Source organism: Flavobacterium sp. WG21, assembly GCF_000335775.1.
Taxonomy (GTDB): domain Bacteria; phylum Bacteroidota; class Bacteroidia; order Flavobacteriales; family Flavobacteriaceae; genus Flavobacterium; species Flavobacterium tructae.
Map to the genome: position 1 here is coordinate 188,280 of NZ_AMYW01000003.1, position 24,326 is coordinate 212,605.

At 35.2% G+C, this 24,326-nt stretch carries 24 protein-coding genes; 14 read left to right on the forward strand and 10 right to left on the reverse strand.

The genetic code is table 11. The annotated features are described in order from the left end of the window. The first annotated feature begins 41 nt into the window (after positions 1 to 41). From C245_RS0103945 to C245_RS0103995, 11 genes are all read left to right on the forward strand, one after another. Entirely contained in the window at positions 42 to 1,622 is a 1,581-nt protein-coding gene (locus C245_RS0103945; RefSeq protein ID WP_017495280.1) for an NADP-dependent glyceraldehyde-3-phosphate dehydrogenase, read from the forward strand. A 215-nt stretch (positions 1,623 to 1,837) separates the two neighbouring features. After that, positions 1,838 to 3,709, forward strand: a complete 1,872-nt coding sequence (locus C245_RS0103950; RefSeq protein WP_017495281.1) for a M1 family metallopeptidase — start codon at positions 1,838 to 1,840, stop codon at positions 3,707 to 3,709. Between the two features lie 112 nt (positions 3,710 to 3,821). Continuing rightward, on the forward strand, positions 3,822 to 4,916 hold the full coding sequence (locus C245_RS0103955; protein ID WP_017495282.1) for an alpha/beta hydrolase: 1,095 nt from the start codon (positions 3,822 to 3,824) through the stop codon (positions 4,914 to 4,916). Then, complete coding sequence (locus tag C245_RS0103960) at positions 4,886 to 5,077, forward strand: hypothetical protein (protein ID WP_017495283.1); 192 nt, start codon at positions 4,886 to 4,888, stop codon at positions 5,075 to 5,077. The genes C245_RS0103955 and C245_RS0103960 overlap by 31 nt, the downstream gene beginning before the upstream one ends. 21 nt (positions 5,078 to 5,098) lie before the next feature. Continuing rightward, positions 5,099 to 5,491 (forward strand): ACT domain-containing protein, encoded by a 393-nt coding sequence (locus C245_RS0103965; RefSeq protein WP_017495284.1) that lies wholly within the window; start codon positions 5,099 to 5,101, stop codon positions 5,489 to 5,491. A gap of 175 nt (positions 5,492 to 5,666) precedes the next feature. Then, positions 5,667 to 6,278 carry a hypothetical protein gene (locus tag C245_RS0103970; RefSeq protein ID WP_017495285.1) on the forward strand — a complete coding sequence of 204 codons (612 nt, stop codon included), beginning with the start codon at positions 5,667 to 5,669 and terminating at the stop codon, positions 6,276 to 6,278. 79 nt (positions 6,279 to 6,357) lie between these two features. Beyond that, complete coding sequence (locus C245_RS0103975; protein WP_017495286.1) at positions 6,358 to 6,762, forward strand: GNAT family N-acetyltransferase; 405 nt, start codon at positions 6,358 to 6,360, stop codon at positions 6,760 to 6,762. Positions 6,763 to 7,023: 261 nt separating this feature from the next. Continuing rightward, positions 7,024 to 7,410, forward strand: a complete 387-nt coding sequence (locus tag C245_RS0103980; protein WP_157495771.1) for a hypothetical protein — start codon at positions 7,024 to 7,026, stop codon at positions 7,408 to 7,410. A gap of 173 nt (positions 7,411 to 7,583) precedes the next feature. Further along, positions 7,584 to 8,666, forward strand: a complete 1,083-nt coding sequence (locus tag C245_RS0103985) for an efflux RND transporter periplasmic adaptor subunit (RefSeq protein ID WP_017495288.1) — start codon at positions 7,584 to 7,586, stop codon at positions 8,664 to 8,666. 24 nt (positions 8,667 to 8,690) lie between these two features. After that, positions 8,691 to 11,858: an efflux RND transporter permease subunit gene (locus C245_RS0103990; protein ID WP_026109854.1), complete on the forward strand. Its 3,168-nt coding sequence runs from the start codon at positions 8,691 to 8,693 to the stop codon at positions 11,856 to 11,858. Further along, positions 11,851 to 13,299 carry a TolC family protein gene (locus C245_RS0103995; protein WP_026109855.1) on the forward strand — a complete coding sequence of 483 codons (1,449 nt, stop codon included), beginning with the start codon at positions 11,851 to 11,853 and terminating at the stop codon, positions 13,297 to 13,299. Before C245_RS0103990 ends, C245_RS0103995 begins: the two co-directional genes overlap by 8 nt. Before the next feature lie 89 nt (positions 13,300 to 13,388). Here C245_RS0103995 and C245_RS0104000 read toward each other — a convergent pair whose 3' ends face one another. Together C245_RS0104000 and C245_RS0104005 are read right to left on the reverse strand one after the other, a co-directional pair. Then, positions 13,389 to 13,955: a DUF4440 domain-containing protein gene (locus tag C245_RS0104000; protein ID WP_017495291.1), complete on the reverse strand. Its 567-nt coding sequence runs from the start codon at positions 13,953 to 13,955 to the stop codon at positions 13,389 to 13,391. Positions 13,956 to 14,103: 148 nt separating this feature from the next. Next, positions 14,104 to 14,913, reverse strand: coding sequence for a helix-turn-helix domain-containing protein (locus tag C245_RS0104005; RefSeq protein WP_017495292.1), 810 nt, complete (start codon positions 14,911 to 14,913; stop codon positions 14,104 to 14,106). 200 nt (positions 14,914 to 15,113) lie between these two features. Between C245_RS0104005 and C245_RS24470 the strand changes: the two genes are divergently transcribed. Beyond that, on the forward strand, positions 15,114 to 16,106 hold the full coding sequence (locus C245_RS24470) for a tail fiber protein (RefSeq protein ID WP_017495293.1): 993 nt from the start codon (positions 15,114 to 15,116) through the stop codon (positions 16,104 to 16,106). 207 nt (positions 16,107 to 16,313) lie between these two features. On the opposite strand, the gene C245_RS0104015 is transcribed toward C245_RS24470, so the two are convergent. Further along, complete coding sequence (locus C245_RS0104015) at positions 16,314 to 17,063, reverse strand: DeoR/GlpR family DNA-binding transcription regulator (protein ID WP_017495294.1); 750 nt, start codon at positions 17,061 to 17,063, stop codon at positions 16,314 to 16,316. Between the two features lie 84 nt (positions 17,064 to 17,147). Here C245_RS0104015 and C245_RS0104020 point away from each other — a divergent pair, with 84 nt between their 5' ends. Next, complete coding sequence (locus tag C245_RS0104020) at positions 17,148 to 17,696, forward strand: 5'-nucleotidase (protein WP_035746215.1); 549 nt, start codon at positions 17,148 to 17,150, stop codon at positions 17,694 to 17,696. A 146-nt stretch (positions 17,697 to 17,842) separates the two neighbouring features. Here C245_RS0104020 and C245_RS22650 read toward each other — a convergent pair whose 3' ends face one another. Beyond that, positions 17,843 to 19,312 (reverse strand): tetratricopeptide repeat protein, encoded by a 1,470-nt coding sequence (locus C245_RS22650; protein WP_017495296.1) that lies wholly within the window; start codon positions 19,310 to 19,312, stop codon positions 17,843 to 17,845. Positions 19,313 to 19,607: 295 nt separating this feature from the next. Continuing rightward, positions 19,608 to 19,790: a hypothetical protein gene (locus tag C245_RS24155; protein ID WP_035746157.1), complete on the reverse strand. Its 183-nt coding sequence runs from the start codon at positions 19,788 to 19,790 to the stop codon at positions 19,608 to 19,610. Positions 19,791 to 20,123: 333 nt separating this feature from the next. On the opposite strand from C245_RS24155, the gene C245_RS0104035 reads away from it, so the two are divergent. Beyond that, positions 20,124 to 20,756, forward strand: coding sequence for a hypothetical protein (locus tag C245_RS0104035; protein ID WP_051041430.1), 633 nt, complete (start codon positions 20,124 to 20,126; stop codon positions 20,754 to 20,756). A gap of 313 nt (positions 20,757 to 21,069) precedes the next feature. On the opposite strand, the gene C245_RS0104040 is transcribed toward C245_RS0104035, so the two are convergent. The 5 genes from C245_RS0104040 to C245_RS0104055 all read right to left on the reverse strand — a co-directional run bounded on the left by C245_RS0104040 (position 21,070) and on the right by C245_RS0104055 (position 24,126). Then, positions 21,070 to 22,422 carry a GH1 family beta-glucosidase gene (locus C245_RS0104040; RefSeq protein ID WP_017495299.1) on the reverse strand — a complete coding sequence of 451 codons (1,353 nt, stop codon included), beginning with the start codon at positions 22,420 to 22,422 and terminating at the stop codon, positions 21,070 to 21,072. A gap of 215 nt (positions 22,423 to 22,637) precedes the next feature. Beyond that, a complete protein-coding gene (locus C245_RS23895; protein ID WP_081603504.1) occupies positions 22,638 to 22,841 on the reverse strand; it encodes a hypothetical protein in 204 nt (67 codons plus the stop codon). Between the two features lie 24 nt (positions 22,842 to 22,865). After that, a complete protein-coding gene (locus C245_RS0104050; protein ID WP_157495772.1) occupies positions 22,866 to 23,288 on the reverse strand; it encodes a hypothetical protein in 423 nt (140 codons plus the stop codon). A 22-nt stretch (positions 23,289 to 23,310) separates the two neighbouring features. Further along, complete coding sequence (locus C245_RS23900) at positions 23,311 to 23,520, reverse strand: TM2 domain-containing protein (protein WP_081603505.1); 210 nt, start codon at positions 23,518 to 23,520, stop codon at positions 23,311 to 23,313. A 3-nt stretch (positions 23,521 to 23,523) separates the two neighbouring features. Then, entirely contained in the window at positions 23,524 to 24,126 is a 603-nt protein-coding gene (locus C245_RS0104055; protein ID WP_017495301.1) for a PH domain-containing protein, read from the reverse strand. Between the last annotated feature and the right edge of the window lie 200 nt (positions 24,127 to 24,326).

A 24,326-nucleotide genomic window follows, 5' to 3' on the forward strand; every position in this document is an offset into this window, starting at 1 on the left:
TTTCAAATGCTATTAATAACCAAACTATAACAGACCAAATTATGAGTTTAATACCCGAAGAATTTCAAATTAAAAATTTGATTAATCAAGATACTTATCTTGTAAATGGAGAATTAAAACCATGGACGGGACAGACAACCCCGGTTTTTTCGACCATTTCCTCAACCGAAAAATACACGCCAACTTTATTAGGATCGATTCCGTTTATGGAAGAGAAAGAAGCTGCCGAAGTAGTAGAAGCTGCCAATGCCGCTTACAACAAAGGTCAGGGCTTATGGCCAACGATGAAGGTCGTTGACCGCATTAAATGCATGGAGAATTTCGTAAAACAGATGAAGGAAACCCGCGAAGAGGTGGTGAAACTTTTGATGTGGGAAATTGGAAAAAACCTTGGCGATTCGCAAAAAGAATTTGACAGAACCGTTGAATATATTCAGGATACCATAGACAGTTATAAGGAACTAAACGGACGTAGCTCGCACTTTGAAAAAGTTCAGGGTGTTAATGCGATGATTCGTCGTGGGCCTCTGGGTGTAGTTTTGTGCCTTGGACCTTATAATTATCCTTTGAATGAGACTTTTTCATTGTTGATTCCCGCTTTAATTATGGGAAACACTGTGATTTTTAAACCTGCAAAACATGGTGTTTTATGTATTTCGCCATTGTTGGAAGCGTTCAGAAGCAGTTTTCCGAAAGGAGTCATCAATATTGTTTACGGTCGTGGCCGAGAAGTAGCTTCGCCTATTATGAAGTCAGGAAAAATTGACGTTTTAGCGTTAATCGGAAACAGTAAATCGGCCATAGCATTACAGGATCAGCATCCAAATAAAAACAGACTTCGTTTGATTTTAGGTCTGGAAGCGAAAAACCCGGCGATTATTTTACCCGATGCCGATTTAGATTTAGCGATTCAGGAATGTATTACCGGAAGTTTATCGTTTAACGGACAACGTTGTACGGCACTAAAAGTTCTATATGTACATGAATCTATTGCGGAAGAATTCAATAAACGTTTTGCTGAAAAAGTGGATGCTCTGGCATTTGGAAATCCGTGGGAAAAAGGAGTTTCTTTAACACCGCTTCCGGAAACAGACAAACCAAAATACATTCAGGGCTTAATTGACGATGCCCTACATAAGGGGGCAAAAGTATTGAATGAAAAAGGAGGGAAGCATAGTGAAAATTATATTTTTCCGGCAGTTTTGTATCCCGTAAACAAAGAAATGCGAGTGTATCACGAAGAGCAGTTTGGACCAGTGGTTCCCATTATTTCTTTCAAAGATATCAACGAACCGCTTGAAGATATGGCCGAATCGAATTACGGACAACAGGTGAGTCTTTTTGGGAAAGATATTAAAACTTTGGCACCGCTTATTGATGCCTTAGTAAACTTAGTATGCAGAGTAAACCTCAACAGTTCTTGTCAGCGTGGTCCTGATGCCTTCCCGTTTACGGGGCGTAAAGATTCTGCTGTAGGAACTTTAAGTATTCCGGATGCCTTGCGTTCTTTTTCTATTCGTACGTTTGTGGCTTCAAAAGATATCGCTTATAACAATGAAATTTTGCAGGAATTGCTAAACAGCAGGGAATCGAATTTTATTAATACCGATTATATTTTGTAGTTTCCAAGGTTATATATTAATTGTAGAGGCCGTCTTTTTCTTTTTGAATTGGACGGTTTTTGTTTTCTTTTTAAGTCTTTGATTTTCTGTGTGATTGAGGTTCTGACTTTATTGTTTATTTTTAGAAATAAATTTTTTGAATAATGTAACTTAAAGCTAAAAATGTCATCTAACTACTATAATCAATCAAACCACCAAAATCTTAAAAATCACTTATGGAAAAAAAATCACTTCAATTGCTATTTATAGCGTTTTTGTTTTTAGCACAAAATAGTTTTGCACAGGAACTTTACATGCCAAGAAATATTAAAGAGTCTTATACAAACGGTGTTCGTTCTATGGATGGAAAACCCGGGAAAAATTATTGGCAAAATCATGGTAAATATGACATGGCTTTGACTGTAGATGCCAATACAAAAATAGTTAGCGGAACCGAAACGATCGTGTATGAAAACAACAGTAATGATACGCTAAGAAATTTACGAATTAGATTTGTGAATAATATTCATAAAAAAACCTCGCCACGAGCGGTACTAAATAGTGAAGGTTTTTTTACGGAAGGATTGACAATTACAAATTTAAAAATAGAAGGCGAAGTTTACAAAGAAGATGCTAAAAGCTGGGGTACAGTTGGGAGCGTAAAAATGAAGAAACCTTTGCCGCCTCATAGTAAAATTACAATTGATATCGATTGGAATTATCCGCTATCAGAAGTGAGCGGGAGAGAGGGGCAAATCGATAACACTACTTTTTTTGTAGCCTATAGTTATCCTCGTGTTTCTGTTTTTGATGATTACAATAAATGGGATAACCTGCCTCATACTTCAGGTCAGGAGTTTTATAATGATTTTAATGATTATACGTATTCTGTAAAAGCACCTAAAAATTATGTGGTTTACGGAACAGGAGATTTATTGAATCCGGATGAGGTTTTACAGCCTGAATTTGCTGCACGTTTAAAAAAATCATACGTAACAGATGAAATTTTACACATTGCCAATGAGCAGGAAATGAAAAGCGGTTTGGTAACAAAACAAAGCGATTGGAACGTTTGGAAATTTGAAGCTAAAAACATTACAGATGTTTGTTTTGGTTTAAGCGATCATTATTTATGGGATGCCGGAAGTGTAATTGTAGATAAAAAAACAAAACGACGCGCGAGTATCCAAGCAGCTTATGATGTAAAAGGAACCGATTTCGAAAATTCTATTAAGTACAACCAATATGCTTTAGATTTCTTCTCACACAATTGGCCGGGAGTTCCTTATCCGTATTCTAAAATGACGGCTTTTCAGGGTTTTGCAGATATGGAATATCCAATGATGTGTAATGATTCGCAAATGGGAGATCCTGTTTTTGCACAATTGGTTCAGGATCATGAAGTAGCTCATACCTATTTTCCTTTTTATATGGGAATCAACGAAACGCGTTATGCTTTTATGGACGAAGGCTGGGCGACAACTTTTGAATATTTAATAGGAATCGCCGAGCATGGAAAAGAAGCTGCCGATAAGTTTTATAAAGAATTTCGCGTAGAACAGTATATAAATGATCCGTCTACAGAAGAAGATCAGCCTATCATTACGATGTCGTCACAGTTATCAGATTCTGGTTATGGCAATAATTCCTACGGAAAAGCTTCTTTGTCATACCTTGCTTTAAAAGACTTGTTGGGTGATGATTTGTTTAAAAAAGCATTGCATGCCTATATGGACAATTGGAATGGTAAACACCCGGTTCCATGGGATTATTTTAATTCGATTAATACAGCTTCGGGTAAAAATTTGAATTGGTTTTTTGATAATTGGTTTTTCACGAATAATTACTTAGATCTTTCCGTTAAAAAGGTGGCTAAAAATGTGATTTCTGTAGCCAATGTTGGTGGTTTTGCAATTCCGTTTGATGCCATTGTAACCTACGCAGATAATACGACAGAAACAGTTCATAGCACACCGGCTGTTTGGCAGGCGAATCAAAAATTGGCCGCTGTTACAGTGAAGAGCAGCAAGCAAATTAAAAAAGTAGTGCTTGATGGTGGTATTTTTATGGATGCTACTCCTGCCGACAATACCTGGTCAGCAAAATAAAAGAGTACAACAGAAGTCGTTTTTTTTACTAAAAAGACGACTTCTGTGTTTCATAAAAGCAGCACAATAAGTTTTGAATTTTTAGTAACAAATTGAAAAAAATCAATAAGAAATGAATAGTTTACAAATTGTTTTTAGAAAAAAGATACTCTTCTTCAGTTTATTTGTATTGTTAACGAGTTTTGCATTTGCTCAAAATAAAGATAGAATTGAAATAGGAACAATCGATAGTATTTCTTCTAAAGTCCTGAACGAAAATAGAAAAATATGGATTCATCTTCCTAAAAGTGCCCGAAATACAGGTCTAGCAAAACAAAAGTATCCGGTCGTTTATCTACTCGATGCCGAGGGACATTTTAGCTCCGTTGTTGGGATAATTGAAGAAATGAGCGAAGTGAACGGAAATACAAATTGTCCGGAAATGATTATAGTCGGGATTACCAACACTAATCGAAATCGTGATTTAACTCCAACACATTCGGAGGTTGATCCTCCTTTTGTACCCCAAAGCCTAAGTGATCAATCTGGTGGAGGAGAAAAATTTGTTGAATTCCTTGAAAAAGAACTGATTCCGTATATCGACAGTAAATACCCCACAGCACCTTTTAAAACTTTGATTGGACATTCTTTTGGAGGGTTGACAGCCCTGAATATCCTTACTAATCATACCGACTTATTTAACTCTTATATTGCGATCGATCCAAGTTTGTGGTGGGATCGTCAGAAGTTTTTAGCAGATACGAAGAAAAAATTAGCCAATAAAAACCTGTCAAAAGTTTCCTTATTTATGGCGGCTGCCAATACAATGGATGAGGGGATGAATATTGAAAAAGTTAGAGAAGATACAACACTTCTTACCAAACATATCCGTTCTATTTTAGATTTAAATGATTTTTTGCAGAACAATAAGAAAAGCAATCTGAATTATGCGTACCAATATTACAACGATGACAATCACGGATCTGTGCCATTGATCGCCACCTATGATGGTCTGCGTTTTCTGTTTAAGTTCAATCAATTGAAACTTTCCATTACGGAACAGTTTAATTTTAATAAAGCAGTTTTTGCTAAGATTGAAAAACACTTCGAGAATGTTTCAAAAAAATTGGGTTATACCGTTAATGTTCCTGAAAATACCGTAAATGCTTATGGTTATCAGTCTTTAGGAAAAAAGATATGGATTTGGCCGGTTATCTGTTTAAGTTAAATGTTGCCAATTATCCTAAAAGTGCAAATTTATATGATTCCCTTGGAGATTTTTATGAAGCTAATGGTGATAAGAAAAATGCAATTGCCAGTTACGAAAAGGCGCTGCTGTTGGATAAAAACTTTTCGGAAGCAAAGGGAAAGCTGGAGAAACTAAAATAACCGATTTAACAAAAACTTAAAATGTCAGGAGAAAAAGATTTGGAAAAATTGCTAAAAAGCATGAAACCTCAGCATAATTTAGGAGATTATGTTTTCTGTAAAGTAGAAAAGATCGAGAACATGTCTATGGATGATATTGTAATGTTGTTCAAAGAAAATGAAGCAATTACTCTGATTTTGAAAAAAGAAATTGCTGATACCTTAAAGCTGGATTACTCAGTTTTAATGTCCTGGATCACACTCACGGTGCATTCTTCCTTAGAAGCAGTTGGTTTAACGGCGGCTTTTTCGAAAGCACTTTCTGAGAATGGTATTAGCTGTAATGTTGTGGCTGCTTTTTATCATGATCATATCTTCGTGGCTAAAAAAGACACAGATAAAGCAATGGAGGTTTTAAATTTATTTTCAGTCTAAATTAGAGTAAAATAGTAAAAAGTAGCAGTAAATATAAGAGAGACAGGGTCGTTGAATTTCTTCTCTGATGATTTATAGGTAAAATCTTATATTTAAATTAAAAAAAGTTAAAAAGGAGATGGAAGTCTGCGATTAAAAAACTAGGTTTGCAAAAAAATGAAAACCTACATTATTAATGAAAAAGAAACTATTTTTTATTGTTTTATTAATCTGTTTTAAAAACTTTGCTCAAAACAACCCTAAAATCGCATTTCAGAAAAGCAGATACGAATTAGCTTTAGATTACTATGAAAAAGCAGATTATAAGAAAGCAATTGACTTGTTTTACATTGCCTCAAAAATTAAACCTGATAATACAATAGGTCAGGAATCGATTAAAAAAGTAGATACCTTAAGAACAGTTCTGAGAGAACATCTTTTAAAGCAGGCTATTGGTACCTGGAAAATGGTTGGAGATAAGCCGGTTTGGGCTGCTAGTCAAAACAATGCAGCTTCTCAGAAAGATTTTGAGGAATTAATTGAGATTAAAGATGATGAAATCTTTTCGTATGAGAAAAATACGAAAACACAAGAAAAAAAACTTATTAAGTCTGAGAAATTAGTGTATTACAACAAAGAGAAATCAGATGCATTGTTTTCGGACATTATTTTATCTGATGGTACAGTTTGGAATTGCACTATAAATGGAAATGAATTACATGTCATTAATGTTGGTAAGAAGGGAGATGATGGTATTGAAAAAATAACCGACAATAATACAGAGCGATTTTATATAAAAGTAGAATAGTAAAAAAGGGAATCAACTTAGATTCCCTTTTTTGTTTTTATGAAATATCTTTGTGTGTAAAAGAGTAATTGGCAGAACAATGAAAATCAAAACAATAGAAGCTTCGGAGACCTGGCAGATCAGGCATGAAGTAATGTGGCCCGATCAGCTGTTTGAGTTTGTACAGTTAGAAGAAGATGCTTTAGGATTACACTTTGGCGTTTTTGTGGAGGATAAACAGGTTTCAATTATTTCCTGTTTCATCAATGATGGCGAAATGCAGTTTAGAAAGCTGGCTACGCTGGAAGTATATCAGGGGAAAGGCATTGGTTCTGAGCTTGTAAAATATATTTTGCAACTAGCAAAAGAAAAGAAATTGAAAAAAGTTTGGTGTAACGCTCGAGTTAACAAAAAAGCTTTTTACGAGAAATTGGGCATGCAGGATACGGGGCAGGTCTTTGCAAAAGCAGGACAGGAATTTACCATAATGGAAATTTTACTTTAGAAAAGAGAGCGTATTTTTTCGAAATACAATATACATTCTCAGATGTTTGCGATTTTGATGTTTTTTTGCTTGTTTTTGAAATGTTATCAATTTGATTCTGAATCAGAGTCTATTTTTTATGATTTTTAGACAAGAAAGGATATCTTTTTATCACAATTTCAGCCTATTAAAACTCTGAAAACGTTTTCGTGTTTTATTAAATGTTAAAGCTTATAAAAAAATCTTTTTTTCTTTCGATACTTTCCTTACTTTCGCACCCAAATGAGAAAGTTAATAGTCTTTTTAGTATTTATGAATTTGCTTCTGCTTGGCGGAGGGCAATATCTTAATGCGGGTACTCCTAAAGACTCTCATTCTCACCATCTTGAGAAAAGACACCGTGTGAAATTCACCAATCAGGATCAGGGCAGTTCGATCATAGAAGACGCTGACTGTGATACTGAAGAAGAATGCCTTGGAAGTGATGATCTTAAAGGTGGTCTCTCAAACCATTTGTTTACAACAAATTACAGCTTACTTGACAGTTGGTATCTTTCCTTTGCTACCAGTCAGACTGCTGCAAACGATTATAATCGTTTTAAAATCTTTCTGCCATTCTGTGGCAACTCAAATCCTTTCTACATTACTCAACAAGTACTAAGAATTTGATTCAACAGTATACATCGGTTGCCTAAGTTGTGATCTGCATATTTTGTTGATGTATTTTTTGCTACTTCATCTTATATGAAAGTTAAGTTCTGACTAAGGGCACCTGATGCATTTTTTCATCTAAAGGAATCACCGTATTCCAAGCACTCAATCGCTTAATTTCCATTAAAATCATGAAAAGAATTATCTTGTTCACAGGCTTAATTGCCCTGGTGTGCCTAACTAGTTGTACAACTAAAAAAGAAGAAAAAGAAGAAGTAGAAAAATTTGTTGTTACCAATCCGGTAAAAATAGACACTTCGTTTACGAAACAGTACGTTTCACAAATCAAATCAGTACGTAACATTGAAATCCGTGCTCAGGAAAAAGGTTTTTTACAAAACATCTTTGTCGATGAAGGACAATTTGTAAAAAAAGGGCAGCTGTTGTTTAAAATTATGCCAAATATGTATCAGGCAGAATTATTAAAAGCACAAGCTGAACAAAAATCAGTAGAAATAGAACTTCAAAATGCCAAATTACTGGCAGATAAAAATATCGTTTCTAAGAACGAATTAAGTGTAGCACAGGCAAAATTGCAATCTGCAAAAGCCGAAGTAGCACTGGCAAAACTTCATTTGTCATTTACAGAAATCAGAGCTCCGTTTGACGGAACTATCGATCGTATTCCATTAAAATTAGGAAGCCTTATTGATGAAGGTGAATTGATGACGAGTCTTTCAGACAACAGTCAGATGTTTGCTTATTTCAATGTTTCAGAACCGGAATATCTGCAATATCAAACCGATGTAAAAGATCGTGCTGATAACAGAGTAAGTTTGGTTTTGGCTAACGGTGAAACCTTTAAAGAAAAAGGAAATGTAGAAGTTATCGAAAGCGAGTTTAATAATGAAACCGGAAATATTGCGTTCAGAGCACGTTTCCCTAATTCAGGAAAATTGCTTAGAAATGGAGAAACAGGACAGGTTCAGATGATTGTTCCGCTTAAGAATGCCATCGTAATTCCTCAAAAAGCGACTTACGAAATTCAGGATAAAAAATATGTTTTTGTGATCGATAAGAACAATAAAGTAAATTCAAGAGAAATCACAATAACAGGCGAAATCCCTGATTTGTATGTGATCAGAACCGGACTTGCCGATACCGATAAAATTTTACTTGAAGGAGTTCAAAAAGTAAAAGAGAACGACAAAATCAAATATGAATTCCAATCTCCTAAAGCGGTAATGAACAATTTACGCTTAAAAGCAGAATAGGTTTAATCATTAAAAAAATAAAAAATGTTTAATAAATTTATTCAAAGACCTGTACTGTCGATAGTAATATCGCTTATAATTGTCTTTTTAGGAGTATTGTCGGTATTGAATTTACCTATCACGCAATTCCCTACAATCTCACCACCAATGGTGAATGTTACTGCAGATTATCCCGGATCTAACGGTGAATTGATGATCAAGGCAGTTATTATTCCTTTAGAAAGAGCTTTAAATGGAGTTCCGGGAATGAAATACATGTCTTCTGATGCCGGAAATGATGGTGAGGCGACTATAAAAGTAGTTTTTAACTTAGGAACAGATCCCAACCAAGCGGCGGTTAACGTTCAGAACCGTGTAGCTTCGGTTACCAATAAATTACCTCCATTGGTAATTAGAGAGGGTATAAAAATTACCCGAGAAGTACCAAGTATGTTGATGTACGTGAACCTTTACAGTACAGACAAAAATACCGACATGAAGTTCTTGTACAACTACGCTGATATCAACGTACTTTCAGAATTGAAAAGGGTAAATGGTATCGGTTCCGGAGATATCTTGGGAACTCGTGAATATGCTATGCGTATCTGGCTGAAACCGGATCGTATGCTGGCGTATAAAATCTCTGCCGATGAGGTAATGGAAGCATTGTCAAGTCAAAGTTTGGAGGCTTCTCCGGGTAAAACAGGAGAAAGTTCAGGTAAACGTTCTCAGGCATTTGAATATGTATTGAAATATTCAGGACGTTTTACCACAAAAGAGCAATATGGAAATATTGTGGTAAAGTCCAATGCTAACGGAGAACTTTTACGTTTGAAAGATATTGCCAATATTGAATTTGGAAGTTCGATGTATGATATTTACTCGAACCTAAATGGTAAGCCTTCTGCGGCTATTGTATTGAAACAGTCATTTGGAAGTAATGCCAATCAGGTTATTGAAGAGGTAAAAGCGAAATTGGAAAAAATTAAGCAAAAATTCCCAAAAGGAATGGATTATGAAATTTCATACGACGTTTCTAAATTTTTGGATGCCTCTATCGAAAAAGTAATCCACACGTTGGTAGAAGCTTTTATTTTGGTAGGTTTAGTGGTATTTCTTTTCTTGGGAGACTGGCGTTCGACTGTTATTCCGGCAATTGCGGTACCGGTATCGTTGATTGGAACCTTTGTATTCATGACTTTCTTAGATATTTCATTGAACTTAATTACTTTGTTTGCTTTAGTATTAGCAATTGGAGTCGTCGTCGATGATGCGATCGTTGTGATCGAGGCAGTTCACGCCAAAATGGAAGAAGAACATCTGTCGCCTCTGAAAGCAACGAAAAAAGCGATGCATGAGATTGCAGGGGCAATTATAGCGATTACATTCCTGATGGCGGCGGTATTTATTCCGGTGGCTTTTATGTCAGGTCCTGTTGGGGTGTTTTACCGTCAGTTCTCAGTTACTATGGCAACGGCGATTATACTTTCGGGTATTGTGGCTTTAACCCTGACACCGGCACTTTGTGCTATGATGTTAAAAAATAATCATGCTCTGCCTAAAAAGAAAACACCTGTTAATGTTTTTATAGATGGTTTTAACAATAAGTTTAATCTGGCTCAGGGGAAATACCAAAATGTATTAGGTAAGATCGTAAACAGAAGAGCCGTTACTGTAATTGCTTTGTTAGGATTTTGTGCCGGAACATGGTTAGTGAGCAGCACAGTTCCTTCCGGATTTATTCCGAATGAGGATCAGGGAATGTTCTATGCTGTTATTCAGACACCTCCGGGTTCTTCATTAGAAAGAACCAACAATATTGCAGAGCGAGTTCAGAAAATTGCTGAAGGAATGGATGGAGTAAAATCAGTTTCTTCATTGGCAGGTTATGAAATTCTTTCTGAAGGTACAGGAGCAAACTCAGGAACTTGTTTGGTTAACCTTAAGGATTGGAGCGACCGAAAAGAATCTGTTTTGGAGATCATGCATGAAATGGAGGAAAAATGTAAAGATATTGCAGGAGCTAATATCGAGTTTTTCCAACCGCCTGCTGTACCTGGATATGGTGCTGCCGGAGGATTTGAACTTCGTTTATTGGATAAAACAGGTTCCGGAGATTACAAAAAAATGGAAAAGGTAAATAATGACTTTGTTGCTGAATTGAACAGACATCCGGAATTGTCTAACGTGTTTAGTTTCTATAGCTCGAGTTTTCCTCAATACATGATGAAAGTCGACAATGATCTGGCACAACAAAAAGGAGTTTCCATCGAAAATGCCATGAATACCTTGTCAACTCTTGTGGGAAGTAACTACGAAATCAGTTTTATTAAATTCGGAATTAACTATAAAGTAATTGTTCAGGCTTCTCCGGAATATCGTGCTCAGCCCGATGATATCTTAAAACTGTATGTGAAAAACAACCGTGATGAAATGGTACCTTACTCCGCTTTTATGAGATTGGAAAAAGTATACGGACTTTCTGAAATCACAAGACATAATATGTACACTTCCACACAAATTAGTGGTTCGGCTGCAGCGGGATATAGTTCCGGTACGGCAATTAAAGTTGTTCAGGAAGTTGCTGCTAAAAAATTGCCTAGAGGATACGACATCGACTGGGCAGGTATTTCTGCTGATGAGGTGGCACAGGGGAATCAGGCAATCTGGGTATTCCTGATCTGTTTAGGATTCGTATATCTGGTACTGGCAGCTCAATACGAGAGTTTTATTTTACCATTATCTGTAATTCTTTCTTTACCGGCAGGTATTTTTGGAGCTTTCTTTTTACTGAAATTAACAGGATTAGAGAACAACATTTATGCACAGGTAGCCATGGTAATGCTTATTGGTTTATTGGGTAAAAATGCCGTGTTGATTGTAGAGTTTGCAATCCAGCGACATGCTGCAGGTAAATCAGTTCTGGAAGCTGCAATGGAAGGAGCCAAAGCAAGGTTCCGTCCAATCTTGATGACTTCCTTTGCTTTTATTGCAGGTTTATTACCACTTGCATTTGCTACCGGTCCCGGAAAAATTGGTAACCGTACGATTGGTACTGCAGCAGCAGGAGGTATGCTTATCGGAACGATTTGTGGGGTGTTTTTGATTCCTGGTTTGTATTACATCTTTGGAAAAATAGCAGAGAGATACAAACTAGTGAAACATGAAGAAGAGAATCCATTAACAGAAGAAATTGATAACAATCATGTATAAATTCAAATCATATCAATATAGTATTGCATTGAGTGCATGTCTCATGGTTGCAGGGTGTAAAGCCCCTGCTCCTGAGACTAAAACAACAAGCACACCAGTTCCTGAGTCGTTTGGTACAACAACTCAGATTCAGGATGCAAACAACAATACAGCAACATTAGCGTGGAAAGATTATTTTAAAGATCAGAATCTGGTAGAGCTAATTGATGTTGCCCTTAAGAACAATCAGGAATTAAACATTACTTTGCAGGAAATTGAGATTGCAAGAAATGACATTCGTGTAAAAAAAGGACTTCTATTGCCAACTGTTGGTGTTCGTGCCGGAGCGGGAGTAGAGAAAGTGGGCCGCTATACCAGTCAGGGTGCGGGTGATGCCAATACAGACATCAAACCGGGGGTAAAGACCCCAGATCCATTGGGAGATTTTACTATTTCGGCCTATGCAAACTGGGAAGTTGATATCTGGAAAAAACTGCGCAATTCTAAAAAAGCAGCTTTAAACCGATATTTAGCAACAGTTGAAGGGAAGAACTTTGTAATTACGAATCTTATTGCCGAAGTAGCCGATTCTTATTATGAGTTACTGGCTTTAGATACCCAATTGGACATTGTAAAACAAACCATCAAATTGCAGACGAATGCTTTGGAAATTGTAAAAATTCAGAAGCAGGCAGCAAGAGCGACCGAACTGGGCGTGAAGAAGTTTGAAGCTGAGGTTTTAACTTCAAAAAGTATGGAATTTGGAATTCTTCAGCAAATAAAAGAAACGGAGAATAAAATCAACTTTTTATTGGGAAGATATCCACAGGAAATCAAAAGAACCAATACAAACAACTTCCTGAGCTTATTACCGGCTGTTGTGACTTCAGGAATTCCGTCTCAATTACTGGCAAATCGTCCTGATGTGAAACAGGCAGAATTAGAATTAGTCGCTTCAAAATTAGATGTAAAAGTGGCACGTGCAGAATTCTATCCTTCATTAGACATTTCAGCTGCAATAGGAGTGCAGGCGTTTAAACCTTCTTATCTGTTAACATTTCCGGAGTCACTTCTGTATTCATTAGCAGGAGATCTGGCCGCACCGCTGATCAACAGAAATGCGATTAAAGCAGAATTCGCCAGCGCAAATGCAAGACAGCTTCAGGCTTTGTACAATTACGATCGTACCATTTTGAATGCTTATTTAGAAGTTTCTAATCAACTTTCGAAGATTGAAAACTTACAAAAAGGGTATGATCTTAAATCGCAACAGGTAGATGCTCTGAACACTTCAATAGATGTTTCTAATGATTTGTTTAAATCGGCCAGAGTAGATTATTTTGAGGTTTTAATGACACAACGAGATGCATTAGAAGCAAAATTGGAATTGGTAGATACTAAAAAAGAACAATTGAATGCTGCAGTCCATGTTTACAGAGACTTAGGTGGCGGTTGGAAATAATATTGCTTTTTAATTTGTAGACAAAAGCCTTTCAAGATTTTATACTTGAAAGGCTTTTTTAATTGCGGGTGAAAAGAATGTAAAAGAGATTATTTCAATTGTTTAGCTTCTCGATTACTGCTAAAAGAATCTCTGAACATTTTCCAGCCTTTTGAAGTTTTCTTCCAGAGAACCAAAAATTTCCCATCATCCATTAATTCACCTTTGGAGTTTAAGGATTGCCACAAGCCTTCTTCGGTCACATACTCTATGCCGTCACCGTATACTGCTGTGGTGATAAATTTCCCACCTCTTAAGCCATATTCATCATAAGCTTTTCTGAAAAATTTGGCCGCACCTTCTTTTCCATAGATTTGTGGTGCGTTTGGGAGTAAGATAGAAGCATCTTCAGCATAGCGGTCTATGAATAGGGATGGATCATTGTTTTTAAAAGAATCAAAATAAATGGCATTGCTTTCCTGTATTGCTTTTTTTGCTTCGCTTAAATCTGCTGTTTTATTTTTGGAAGATGAATTACAGCCGGAAAGCAACAGGACAATTGCAATGAATTTGAATGTCAGATAAATGAGATTTCGATTAAAAAAGAGGTTGTAAAAACCAACTAAGAAAAAGGTTGATTTTGGATTCAATTCTGATGTCGTATTAAAAGAATTCATAGTATAAAGTTTTTAGATTGACTATTATTTTTGTCAAAGATAGTCAGGGTAAAAACGTCTGAATTGTACAAATCGGAACTGAATTTTAAATGAAGGGGCTTAGTTTCTAAGGTACTAAGAATTAATTTTGTAATGCAGAATATTCTTTTTAGATAATTAATTGATTGATAGGAGACTGATTCTCTAAATAGGAAGTTGGCGTAGTTCCCGTAAAGGATTTAAAATCCCTTATAAAATGGGATTGATCAAAATAGCCAGAATCATAAGCAATAGAAGTAAAGGGATATTCGGTAGTGTTAATGAGCTTAAGACTGTGTTGGAAACGTTTGATTTTATTAAATGCTTTTGGAGCGAGTCCCGTATGCTGAAAGACTAGTTTATGAAGATAACGGGGTGTTATACCATATTTTACTGAAATACTGTTGATATTGCTTTCGGTCGGGTCGTTGAGTAAACTGGATAAGATGTGAGCTACTTTTTCGATCTTATCCGATATTTTATCGTTTGTTATAATTTTTTGTATCAGGAAGGTTTCGATCAGTTCGATCCTTTTTTTAATATCAGAAGTTTCTAGTAACTGATCGTGCAAATGTTTTATTGGATTACCAATTATATCCTCGAGATCGAAAATCTGATTGTTGAATATTCCGATTTCGTCCTTAAAAAAATAAGCTGCCGTGTGCGTATAAAACCGAATTCCCAACATCGTATGTTTGCCTTTTGATTTTATGGCAAGAGGTTTAGTGATCTGTCCCCATAATTCAATTTTTGGAGTTTTGTAGAAAGTCTGGTCAACCAATGATTCCCAAATGCCATCACCAAGATTGAAAATAATTTCCATTTCGCCACTGGGAAATACCGTATCTTCAAACTCCTTATCCGAATCTGATTCAAAAATATAGTAATGTTTGATATAAGGCTTCAGAATTTCTGATGGCAAAAAATATTGGAATTGCATTTTACGGATGTTTAATTTTCAAATAGTAAATGGATTTTTAGGATTAATTTATTGATAGATGTAAAGTTATAAAAAATAGTAAGGAAAATTTTATAGTAGGACATAGAAATAAAATATTACCGTGCTAGAAAAAATAAGAGCATTTTAGGAGTCTTTTTTTAAGATTATCTAAATTTGTCAGAATAAACAAAACAAAACACATGAAGAAAAAGCTATGTTCATTTATTGTACTACTTTGTTCGTTTTCGTACAGTCAAACTTTTGATGGTAATTTGGGGACTAAAAGTTTAAACTGGAGCCAGAGTCAAAAAGATTTTAATAGTGCACCCAGAGCTGGTGTAGAACCAATGTCTATAAGACTTTGGGATAATTATGAAGGGGCAGGTGCACCCTCTAGCTGGGGCTCTCTGCTAGAGATAAATGGTAGAGGAGGTCATTTAGATTCACAACTTTATTTTGACAATACATGGAATGGGGGCAGAATATTATACAGGAGTGCATTTTTTCAGCAAAATACATGGGAAAGCTGGCGTTATCTTTTAGACTCCAAAAGCGATGTAGAATCTTCTGGAAATTTAAAAATTGGGGGTAGTGGGACAAGTTACGTTTTAGGTAAATTAGGTATTGGAACAGATCAACCAAATAGCTTAACTCTTTTAGATGTTAATGGTAAAGTAATGGTGAGATCAAATCTCTATGTAAACGACATTATGGGGGGTAATGGTGGAGATATTAAAATAGGACCGAATACCGGAGGAGCAGCCTCTACAATTTTTATGATTGGGGGAGCCGATGCCACAGAAGTGATGCGTATTGATTATAGTAAAAATGTTGGTATAGGTACGAAAAATCCAGATTCAAAACTTACGGTTGCCGGAGATATTCATGCTCGGGAAGTAAAAGTAACGGTTAACGCAGGAGGAGTTCCGGATTATGTTTTTGCCAATGATTATAAATTAAAATCATTACGAGAAGTCGAAAAATATATTAAACTAAATAATCATTTACCAGAAATACCTTCAGCTCAGGAAATAGAGAAAAATGGATTAATGTTAGCAGAGATGAATTTGAGTTTGCTTAAAAAAATAGAAGAATTAACCTTACATGCAATTGAGCAGCAAAAAAATGTTGACTATTTAATTAAAATAGTAGAAGAACAAAATTATAGGTTAAATGTTCTTGAGAAAAAGTAATTAAAAACTAGAAGTCTTTAAAAATTAAATTTTAAAGACTTTTTTTTCGACTGTTTAGGTTATTTGATATTTTGCTATAACAAAGAACGTTCTAGTGAAGATGTACTTGACATTCCTTGTTATTTTTCTTTAAGTTAAAATATATCATAGTAAAAGATGGGATCAGTTTATTAATACGATAAAATGCATTCTTTATCATCACAAAAATTAAACAAGTGTCACTCCTGCATTTTGATAAGGTTTTAAGGTTTCATCCTTCGGATCAATATTGGTCACCAGTACGTCTATATCTTTAATCGGACAAACAAAATAGGATTCAGCAGTGCCTACTTTTTCGATAGAGCCCAGAGCAATAACAAAATCGGAGTGCTGAATCATGTTTCTTTTTATCTGAGAATCATCGTGTAAAATCCCTGTAACACCACGTTCGTGATGAATGCTGCAAAGTCCGAGAATACAAATGTTAGCTCTGAAGTTTCTGAAAAAATCTATGGTTTCTATACTTGCAGTCGCGAAAGAAGTTTTGCACATTCTTCCCCCTGCAAAAATCAATTCGATATTGGGCAAATCTTCGATTAGGGCCGCTACAGGAAAACTGTTTGTAATAACCGTTATTTTCAAATCATAAGGGAAACTGGCTACTAAAGCTAATGAAGTGGTTCCACCATCGATAAAAACAACCTGCCCGTCTTTTAGATAAGAGATTGCTTTTTCGGCTATTATTTTTTTGTTTTCAAGGTCATGTTTCTCTCTATTTCTAAAATGAAGCGGAATCGGAGACGGGGCAACCGCACCACCGCGGACAGCCTTTAACAATCCCTGATCTGAAAGTTCTTTTACATCCCGTCTTATCGTGTCTTCAGAAACATTTAAATAGACGCTAAGTTCTTGTAAAGTAAGTCGATGTTCTTTTGACAGGTATTCTAAAATTACTTTTTGACGTTCCTCTTTTTTCATGTCTTGCAAATTTATATTGCAAAAATAAGTTAAAATTGCAATACTTTGCAATATTTGCGTAAATTTGTTGCAAAATTAATCGAAATGAAAAAGAAAACTATTGCCATCGATATGGACGGTGTACTTGCCGACATTGAAGCACAATTAATAAAACAGTATAACGAAGAGAGCGGAACCTCACTTTCAAAAGAAAGTATTCAGGGATTAAGCGAAGAAGAAGCTTTTAGTGACAGGGTGCTTTTGCGTAAAGTTTTGAATGCAGATAATTTTTTCAGAAATCTGCCGGTAATACCCGACGCAGTCGAAAGTTTACGCCGATTACAGGAAAATTTTGAAATATTTATTGTTTCTGCTGCAACAGAGTTTCCGGTATCACTGGCTGAGAAAGTAGCCTGGTTGGCAGAGCATTTTCCTTTTATCACATGGGAAAACATCATTTTATGCGGCAGCAAACGAATTATCAATACCGATTATATGATTGATGATCACAGAAAAAATTTAGATCATTGCATGGGAAAACCAATTATGTTTACCGCATTTCATAACGTTAATCTTACGCACCATTTAAGGGTAAACAACTGGAAAGAAGCCGTTGAAATTTTAGAGAAAGACATTGTATCTAATTTAAACTAAAGTTTATTTGCCTTAAAAAACGAAATAGTACACAGGATTAGTTTTTTACAACCTGTTTTTTGAAGGGAAAGAGCCTTTTGAGAGTAATCTTGAAAGGCTTTTTTTGTATATGCAAGTTATTAGATAGTCAAATTATAATGTTGAATTTATTTAGGTATAGATAGGTTCGCTTTAAATCCTTTATCCGGTGCTGTATCAAAAGTAATAGTTCCTTTAACGGCCTGGATGCGTTGTTCCATGTTTTGCAGACCATTTTTTGCAATAGTGGCCTTTTCAAAACCTTTACCGTTGTCGGTATAGTTTATAGCGATTGATTTCTCGTTATTTTCAAATTTTATCCCAACAATAGTGGCGTTGCTGTGTTTTCTCATATTCACCATTAATTCCTGTAAAATTCGGCTAATGGTGATCTTTTTAGTATCGTTAATCGTTTCCCAGTTAATGCTTTCTAAATTGGTGACAATAATGTTTCTTTCGTTGGTTTTGTAAGTCGAAAGCATTTCTTTAATGCTGTAAGTGAAATCTGCACCAGTCTCAATCTTGTTGTTTTCTCTGGAAATTCCTCTTACACGGCTGTAAATATCATCTAGTTTTTGGAGTAGATTTTCTCTGGTGTTTTCTTTAGATAAAGGCTGTGACTCTGCAAAAGCAATGACATTATAAACATCGTTTGCCAGCTCATCATGAATTTTTTTTGCGATGCGGGCTTCGGTCATATACGAAGTTTTAAATTCGATTGCTTTGTTCTTGTTTTTATAGTAACGCACTACAATTACAATTAGAACGATTAAGAAAAAGAAAATAATTGCAGATACAATTTTGAGATATTTAGCTCTCTGGAGAGACAATTGAGTTTCGGCTTTTTCTAAACGAAGTTTAGCATTTTCATCCTTTTCTACTTTAGCATCGTATTTAATTTTGGCAAACTTATTTTTAAAGTTGTTTCGAACCTTAATGATACTGTCGTTTAGTTTAAAATATCTTTGTACATATTTGCTGGTTTGTGGACTGTGATCATTTGAGATTAAAATTTGAAGTGCTTCTAATCTTTCGTCAATACTATTTAGGTTTGTAGCTATATTATATGCTTCAAGGGCATTTTTGTTAGATTTTTGATTGTCTTTTTTAGAGTAGTAAATGGCAAGGTGCAGGTAACTTTCGATGCTTCCATAAGTATCATTAATTTCATTTCTTATTTGAAGAGCTTCGCTCATTAAACGAAATCCTTTTTCATTTATTCCTTTTTTGAAATATGCATAACCTAAGTTATCCAAAATTAAGGGCTTCTTCGTTGGTTGAGCTTTTTCGTTTAATAATTTTTTTCTTAAAAATGATTCTAAAAGATTGATTGCTTTATCGTATTTTTTTTGCTGGATATAGATGGATGCAATATTATTTAAAGGAGCTTGTTTTTCAACGGGGTCTTTATAGTCTTTAGCTGCCTCTTCGTAGTAAAGAATGGCGTCATCATAAAGAGAGAGTTCTTTATCTGCAATACCTAGTGTATTGTTTATGGCAGCGACGTAGAGACTCTTTTTTTTAACATATGGTAATGCATCGGTTACTGTTTCCTTACTACCATAGTAGTCTCCATTTACTTGCTGAATTGCCGCCATTTGAATAAGTATGTATCCAATATTGGCACTGTCTTTTAAATTTTCATAAAGTAGTTTTGATTTGTTAAATTGGTCAAAAGCAGTATTAAAATTTTGGTTATTAAAATTTTGAATTGCTTTATTTCTTATGCTAAGTGCCTCTTTGCGTTTAGATTCTATGTTGATATTAATAGTTTTTTTTCTGTACAGGAAAACAGTAAAAAAAAGATAATAAAATAAAAAAACGGGGACCGTAACATATAAGTTTACTTTCCCCGAAAATAGTAATTAATTAGATACTACAAAGATATATTTATTAAATTTCTGGTGGAGGTGGTGGTTGATTTTTGTCATCACCAGGACCATCAGCAAAAGTTGGTTTTGCAGGATCAATAGATTTCTTTGTTTCCTGTTTGGTTGGAGTTTCATATTCATCAGGTGTACAGGAGAACATGGTGAATAGTATCGTGAAAGCGATAAAAATTATTAGCTTTTTCATATTATTTAGATTTAGAAATTAGACATGGGTATTGCTGACCGGAAATAGTCCGGAGGTTGGTTAGGGCAATACCAATTTTGGTTTTTTGGGAAGTACAATGTGTAGAACTGTAAGACGTTATTTATACTTCCCGAATAAAATCGGTCTTACGGTTTTTTTTACACTGTTAATTTGAACTAGTTTTATATTTTTGTTTTAATCTGCAGATAAAACTTGAACTAATTTCTATGGCAAAGAAAAGACACTTTAAAGCCTTTAATGGTAGGGGATTCCCAGAATTCCCTCGTTTTCCTGAGATTCCCAACAATTCCCGAAAATTCCCAAAAAAATACCATGCATAGCCAGACATTAGAAGAATACAAAAAAGCGATTAAGAGCAAATACGAGATCGAGAAAGAAGGTGAATACTTTGATTATTTGTACAACCCTTCGCGCGCAAAGCTCCGTGACTTGTGTTGGATTATTTTTGAAAATAACCCGACTCAGGACGACTTAAATGTTTTCAGAAATTTATTGTGTTTAGATTTTGATCATACACGAAAAAATAAGTTTAATGAACAAAAAGATAAGTTCAGACCGATCGAAACTTTTTTTAAAGGAGAGACTGATCCATCAAATATTGATGCCATAAATCTGGCAGCAATTATGGTAGACTTTCAACCACGCCCTTTTAAAAAGTACAATGAAAAGTGTCGAATTAATGAGGTCAAACACATGATAAGTGTTGTCGAAATTAATGCAGCTGCTGAGGTCGAGATCATCGAAGAAGGTAACCTCGAAGAAGGCAATCTCGTGGAAAGTTATTCTGAAAAAGGAAATCGTTTCTATAATTTTAAGTACGTACTCTCAAGAAAAATAGTTAAGAAAATCTATCCACGAAAAATAATTACAGCTACAGTCGGGGCGGTCGCTTTTGTGTCTTCTGCACGTTTATACTTTGTGCGCAAAAAAGACCAAACGGAATAGTTTTGAAATAAAACAGAGAAGCATTTTGAAAAATAAAATGCAGGAAGAAGTAAAATGAATCATTTTTTGAAACAAAATTCAGGCGTGTAAAGAGTGTGTTTTTCGGCATATATTGGCTGTTATTTATACTATAAAGATAAGAAAAAAACACCAGTAAACCTAATGAAATCAAGGGTTTTTGGTGTTTTTTTTGCTTTTTAACACAGGAATTTTATAAGATTTCGGTGTCGTATTTTTTACTTTTTAAGCCAATAAAATTTGTTCTGATTTCGTCAATGGAAGTGGAGCAAAATTATTTTATTCAGCGTTTATCTTAAGACAAAAAATCTTTGAACCACAATCCCGAATGCTTGATGGTTCTTTGTTGGGTGTCGAAATCTACGTGTATCAATCCAAAACGGGCGTTGTAACCTTCGGCCCATTCAAAATTGTCAGTAAGTGTCCAAACAAAATAACCGTCAACATTTAGACCTTCTTTTTTAGCTTTCAGAATTTGCTCCAAATGGTCCTGAATGTAGTGCGTGCGCTTAATATCATATACTTTTCCATTTTTTAGAGTATCGGGAAAAGCGGCGCCATTTTCGGTAATAATAATCTTTTTGATACCATTGTAGGCATTAAATTTTTTAAGTACTTCATAAAGAGCAGGAGGGTAAACTTCCCATCCCATATCGGTTGAAATGACATTTCTTTTTTCGGCACTGATTAGTTCGGCACCGATATACGGAATAAGTAAAGATGATTTTACAACTTCGCGGGTGTAACATTGCAGACCAATAAAATCAAAGTCAAAAGACAAATTATTGAGATCATCTTCTACAATATAAGCATTAAGTTTCTTTAATACCGGTAAATCGCCTTGGGGATAACCCATTCCTAAAATGGGTTCGATAAAAGTTCTGTTTAATAAAGTGTCTACCCGTTTCGCTGCTTCGATGTCTTTAGAAGACTGAGTTGCGGGTTCAATATGTGTACAGGAGAAAGTTGTTCCAATATGAGCGTCCGGTATACGATTTCGTATTATTTTGGCACCTGCTGCGGTAGCTAAAGTGACATGGTGCATAGCTTTTAGGTAGTTGGTAATGCCTTTTTTTCCTGGAGCATGAATGCCCAGAAAATACCCCGCACCTGTAAAAACGGAGGGTTCATTGATTACCATCCAGTTTTTAACCCGGTCACCAAAACTTTGGACACAGATTTCAACGTAGGCCGAAAACCAGTTAACCGATTCGCGATTGGTCCAGCCTCCTTTTAGCTCTAAATCATGTGGAAGATCCCAGTGGTAAAGTGTAATCCACGGTTCAATTCCGGACGAGAGCAGAGCGTCAATGATTTTGTTGTAATAGGCTATTCCGGCCTGATTAATTGGAGGAACCCCGGTAGGCATGATTCGGGGCCAGCTGATCGAAAATCGAAAGTTCGGAATATTCAGCTCACGAATTAAATCGATATCGTTTTGGTACGAATTATAAAAATCGCAAGCATTTGAAGCATGATGTCCGTTCTTTATTTTTCCTTTCTGAGAAGTAAAAACATCCCAAATAGAAGGACCTTTTCCGTCGGTATCATGTGCGCCTTCAATTTGGAAAGCGGCGGTTGAAACACCCCACAAGAAATCATCTCCAAATTGGTTTTTATGCAAAAATGAGGTCTCAACTTTATTCATTCAATTGTACTTTCCTTTTTAAAATTGTAATTTGTTAATGAAGGAAAGAAGATTGCATTGCTCTTAAAAAAAGCCATTCTTTGAATGAAACTAGAAAATTTAGATTAAAGAATTTCATAACGTTTAGTTTTATTCAAATTAATAAAACTAATGTGAATTAAATGTAAAGTGATTATTATCAAATGTTTAAAAGAATTTCTATCGCTTTGATAAGGTCAGTCTTCCCAACCGCAAAGGGTGAGTCCAAGGCCCTGTGCACGTTTAACAGACACTTTGGAAATTTCACTACGACAGGAGCTCAGACCACGACAATTTTCCTTGTAATGGTATTTTTTGGCACCTGTTGGGCCACAGATAAATACTTTCGCTTCAAAAGGATGAAAAGAGGTTAAAAATATAAAAAGTAAAGTGTATTTCATAAGAATAGGTTTTTGGGAAATTGGCTACTGAACGACTAGTTGATAAGTATTCCCTTTTAAATCTGTGGCATTTAGTTTTCCATGTTCTATCCATTCTGTTTTAATTTCGAGATCAGGAATGGTATCAAACATTAAGATTCCTGCGCCATATTTTCCTTTTACATTGATGTTTCCAAAAACCGAATCTCCTTTGATATCAACCCCTTTTACGTTATAGTTGTATTCATAATTCCCTGAAGTGCCTGTGCGGTATTTATATTGATATTCAGTGTCTATGTGGTAGGTTTTGGCTTCTTCGGGATTAATAGTCTGGCGATCTGCCGGAGTAATTACCTCCTGATAAAAAGTGTTTATTTTTTGAGGAGGTAATTTTTTATGGCATGAGCACATTCCTAATGTTAGAAGTAGAAATGAGATTTTATAGAAGATTCTATAATTATTAAGCATATTTTTTTAATGTGTTTAAAAGCTAGAATCCATTATTGTACTTCACATTAAAGGAATGATCGGACATAAATAACAATCCGAAAAATTCAAAGAAAGCTAGTATCGAGGGGATTAATGTCCAGCAAAATAAAATATACATTATTCCTTGTGTTGATTTTCCTAAATAGAATTTGTGAATTCCAAGTCCTCCAAGAAAGAAAGTTAAAATTGTTGCAGTTAGTTTACTTTTCATAATTTACATTTTAGATAATATTTCTGTTTTTTTTGAGTCAAATTCTATTTGCGAAATGATTTCGCCTTCCAGTAATTTTTTGAGTTTGTTAAGTGTTTCAATAGGATCTTCTTTTTGCTCTGTACTTTGAGGAACTGATGTCCCGGTATTTACAGTTATTCCTCCTCCAGCAATTGCTCTCTTGTTTTCAAGATCGCGTTCGCGTCTGTAAACAATCATTTCTTCTTCTTTTTCCTGAGCAAATTGATACAATTTTCTAGCCTGTGACTTTGGCAAATAATCAAGCATGTTCATTTTTCCTGTGGTCGTCTTCATAGTAAAAGTTGCACCCATAATTCCTTCCTTCATGTGACAATCTAAAATATCTTTCCAGGCATAATCCTGAAAATCCATTGACAAACCTAAATTTTTCGGCCTACAGAAGATTATTCTTTTATTAGTTAAGGCAATACAGTCAGGAGATAAATTTAAGGCCGGTTTTTTTTGTACTGCTATGTATTCTACATGTTCACCTGAGGTGAGTAATCCATTGACTTTGGTTAATAGTTTTTCAACTGCTTTTGGGTCTTGTTCTTCGTTTAAGAATTTTTTTAAATCGTTTATCATAATTGGTTTTTTTTAAATTATTATTTGCGTTAGGGTAATTCTAATAATAGCTGATCTGAACGAATCATTCTTTTATTTTTATCAAATGTAGGTTCATTAAGAACCAGTATTTTACGGAAATCCATAATCTGGAAAATTTAAAATTGGACCATAAAAAAAGCTCCCGAAGGAGCTTTGAATAGGTAGGATTAAAAATCAGG

What these genes read in the sequence shown, in the direction of transcription:
- C245_RS0103945 (WP_017495280.1), top strand. Translation starts at nt 42, where the DNA reads ATGAGTTTAATACCCGAAGAATTTCAAATTAAAAATTTGATTAATCAA.
- C245_RS0103950 (WP_017495281.1), top strand. Translation starts at nt 1,838, where the DNA reads ATGGAAAAAAAATCACTTCAATTGCTATTTATAGCGTTTTTGTTTTTA.
- C245_RS0103955 (WP_017495282.1), top strand. Translation starts at nt 3,822, where the DNA reads ATGAATAGTTTACAAATTGTTTTTAGAAAAAAGATACTCTTCTTCAGT.
- C245_RS0103960 (WP_017495283.1), top strand. Translation starts at nt 4,886, where the DNA reads ATGGATTTGGCCGGTTATCTGTTTAAGTTAAATGTTGCCAATTATCCT.
- C245_RS0103965 (WP_017495284.1), top strand. Translation starts at nt 5,099, where the DNA reads ATGTCAGGAGAAAAAGATTTGGAAAAATTGCTAAAAAGCATGAAACCT.
- C245_RS0103970 (WP_017495285.1), top strand. Translation starts at nt 5,667, where the DNA reads ATGAAAAAGAAACTATTTTTTATTGTTTTATTAATCTGTTTTAAAAAC.
- C245_RS0103975 (WP_017495286.1), top strand. Translation starts at nt 6,358, where the DNA reads ATGAAAATCAAAACAATAGAAGCTTCGGAGACCTGGCAGATCAGGCAT.
- C245_RS0103980 (WP_157495771.1), top strand. Translation starts at nt 7,024, where the DNA reads ATGAGAAAGTTAATAGTCTTTTTAGTATTTATGAATTTGCTTCTGCTT.
- C245_RS0103985 (WP_017495288.1), top strand. Translation starts at nt 7,584, where the DNA reads ATGAAAAGAATTATCTTGTTCACAGGCTTAATTGCCCTGGTGTGCCTA.
- C245_RS0103990 (WP_026109854.1), top strand. Translation starts at nt 8,691, where the DNA reads ATGTTTAATAAATTTATTCAAAGACCTGTACTGTCGATAGTAATATCG.
- C245_RS0103995 (WP_026109855.1), top strand. Translation starts at nt 11,851, where the DNA reads ATGTATAAATTCAAATCATATCAATATAGTATTGCATTGAGTGCATGT.
- C245_RS0104000 (WP_017495291.1), bottom strand. Translation starts at nt 13,955, where the DNA reads ATGAATTCTTTTAATACGACATCAGAATTGAATCCAAAATCAACCTTT.
- C245_RS0104005 (WP_017495292.1), bottom strand. Translation starts at nt 14,913, where the DNA reads ATGCAATTCCAATATTTTTTGCCATCAGAAATTCTGAAGCCTTATATC.
- C245_RS24470 (WP_017495293.1), top strand. Translation starts at nt 15,114, where the DNA reads ATGAAGAAAAAGCTATGTTCATTTATTGTACTACTTTGTTCGTTTTCG.
- C245_RS0104015 (WP_017495294.1), bottom strand. Translation starts at nt 17,063, where the DNA reads ATGAAAAAAGAGGAACGTCAAAAAGTAATTTTAGAATACCTGTCAAAA.
- C245_RS0104020 (WP_035746215.1), top strand. Translation starts at nt 17,148, where the DNA reads ATGAAAAAGAAAACTATTGCCATCGATATGGACGGTGTACTTGCCGAC.
- C245_RS22650 (WP_017495296.1), bottom strand. Translation starts at nt 19,312, where the DNA reads ATGGCGGCAATTCAGCAAGTAAATGGAGACTACTATGGTAGTAAGGAA.
- C245_RS24155 (WP_035746157.1), bottom strand. Translation starts at nt 19,790, where the DNA reads ATGAAAAAGCTAATAATTTTTATCGCTTTCACGATACTATTCACCATG.
- C245_RS0104035 (WP_051041430.1), top strand. Translation starts at nt 20,124, where the DNA reads ATGCATAGCCAGACATTAGAAGAATACAAAAAAGCGATTAAGAGCAAA.
- C245_RS0104040 (WP_017495299.1), bottom strand. Translation starts at nt 22,422, where the DNA reads ATGAATAAAGTTGAGACCTCATTTTTGCATAAAAACCAATTTGGAGAT.
- C245_RS23895 (WP_081603504.1), bottom strand. Translation starts at nt 22,841, where the DNA reads ATGAAATACACTTTACTTTTTATATTTTTAACCTCTTTTCATCCTTTT.
- C245_RS0104050 (WP_157495772.1), bottom strand. Translation starts at nt 23,288, where the DNA reads ATGCTTAATAATTATAGAATCTTCTATAAAATCTCATTTCTACTTCTA.
- C245_RS23900 (WP_081603505.1), bottom strand. Translation starts at nt 23,520, where the DNA reads ATGAAAAGTAAACTAACTGCAACAATTTTAACTTTCTTTCTTGGAGGA.
- C245_RS0104055 (WP_017495301.1), bottom strand. Translation starts at nt 24,126, where the DNA reads ATGATAAACGATTTAAAAAAATTCTTAAACGAAGAACAAGACCCAAAA.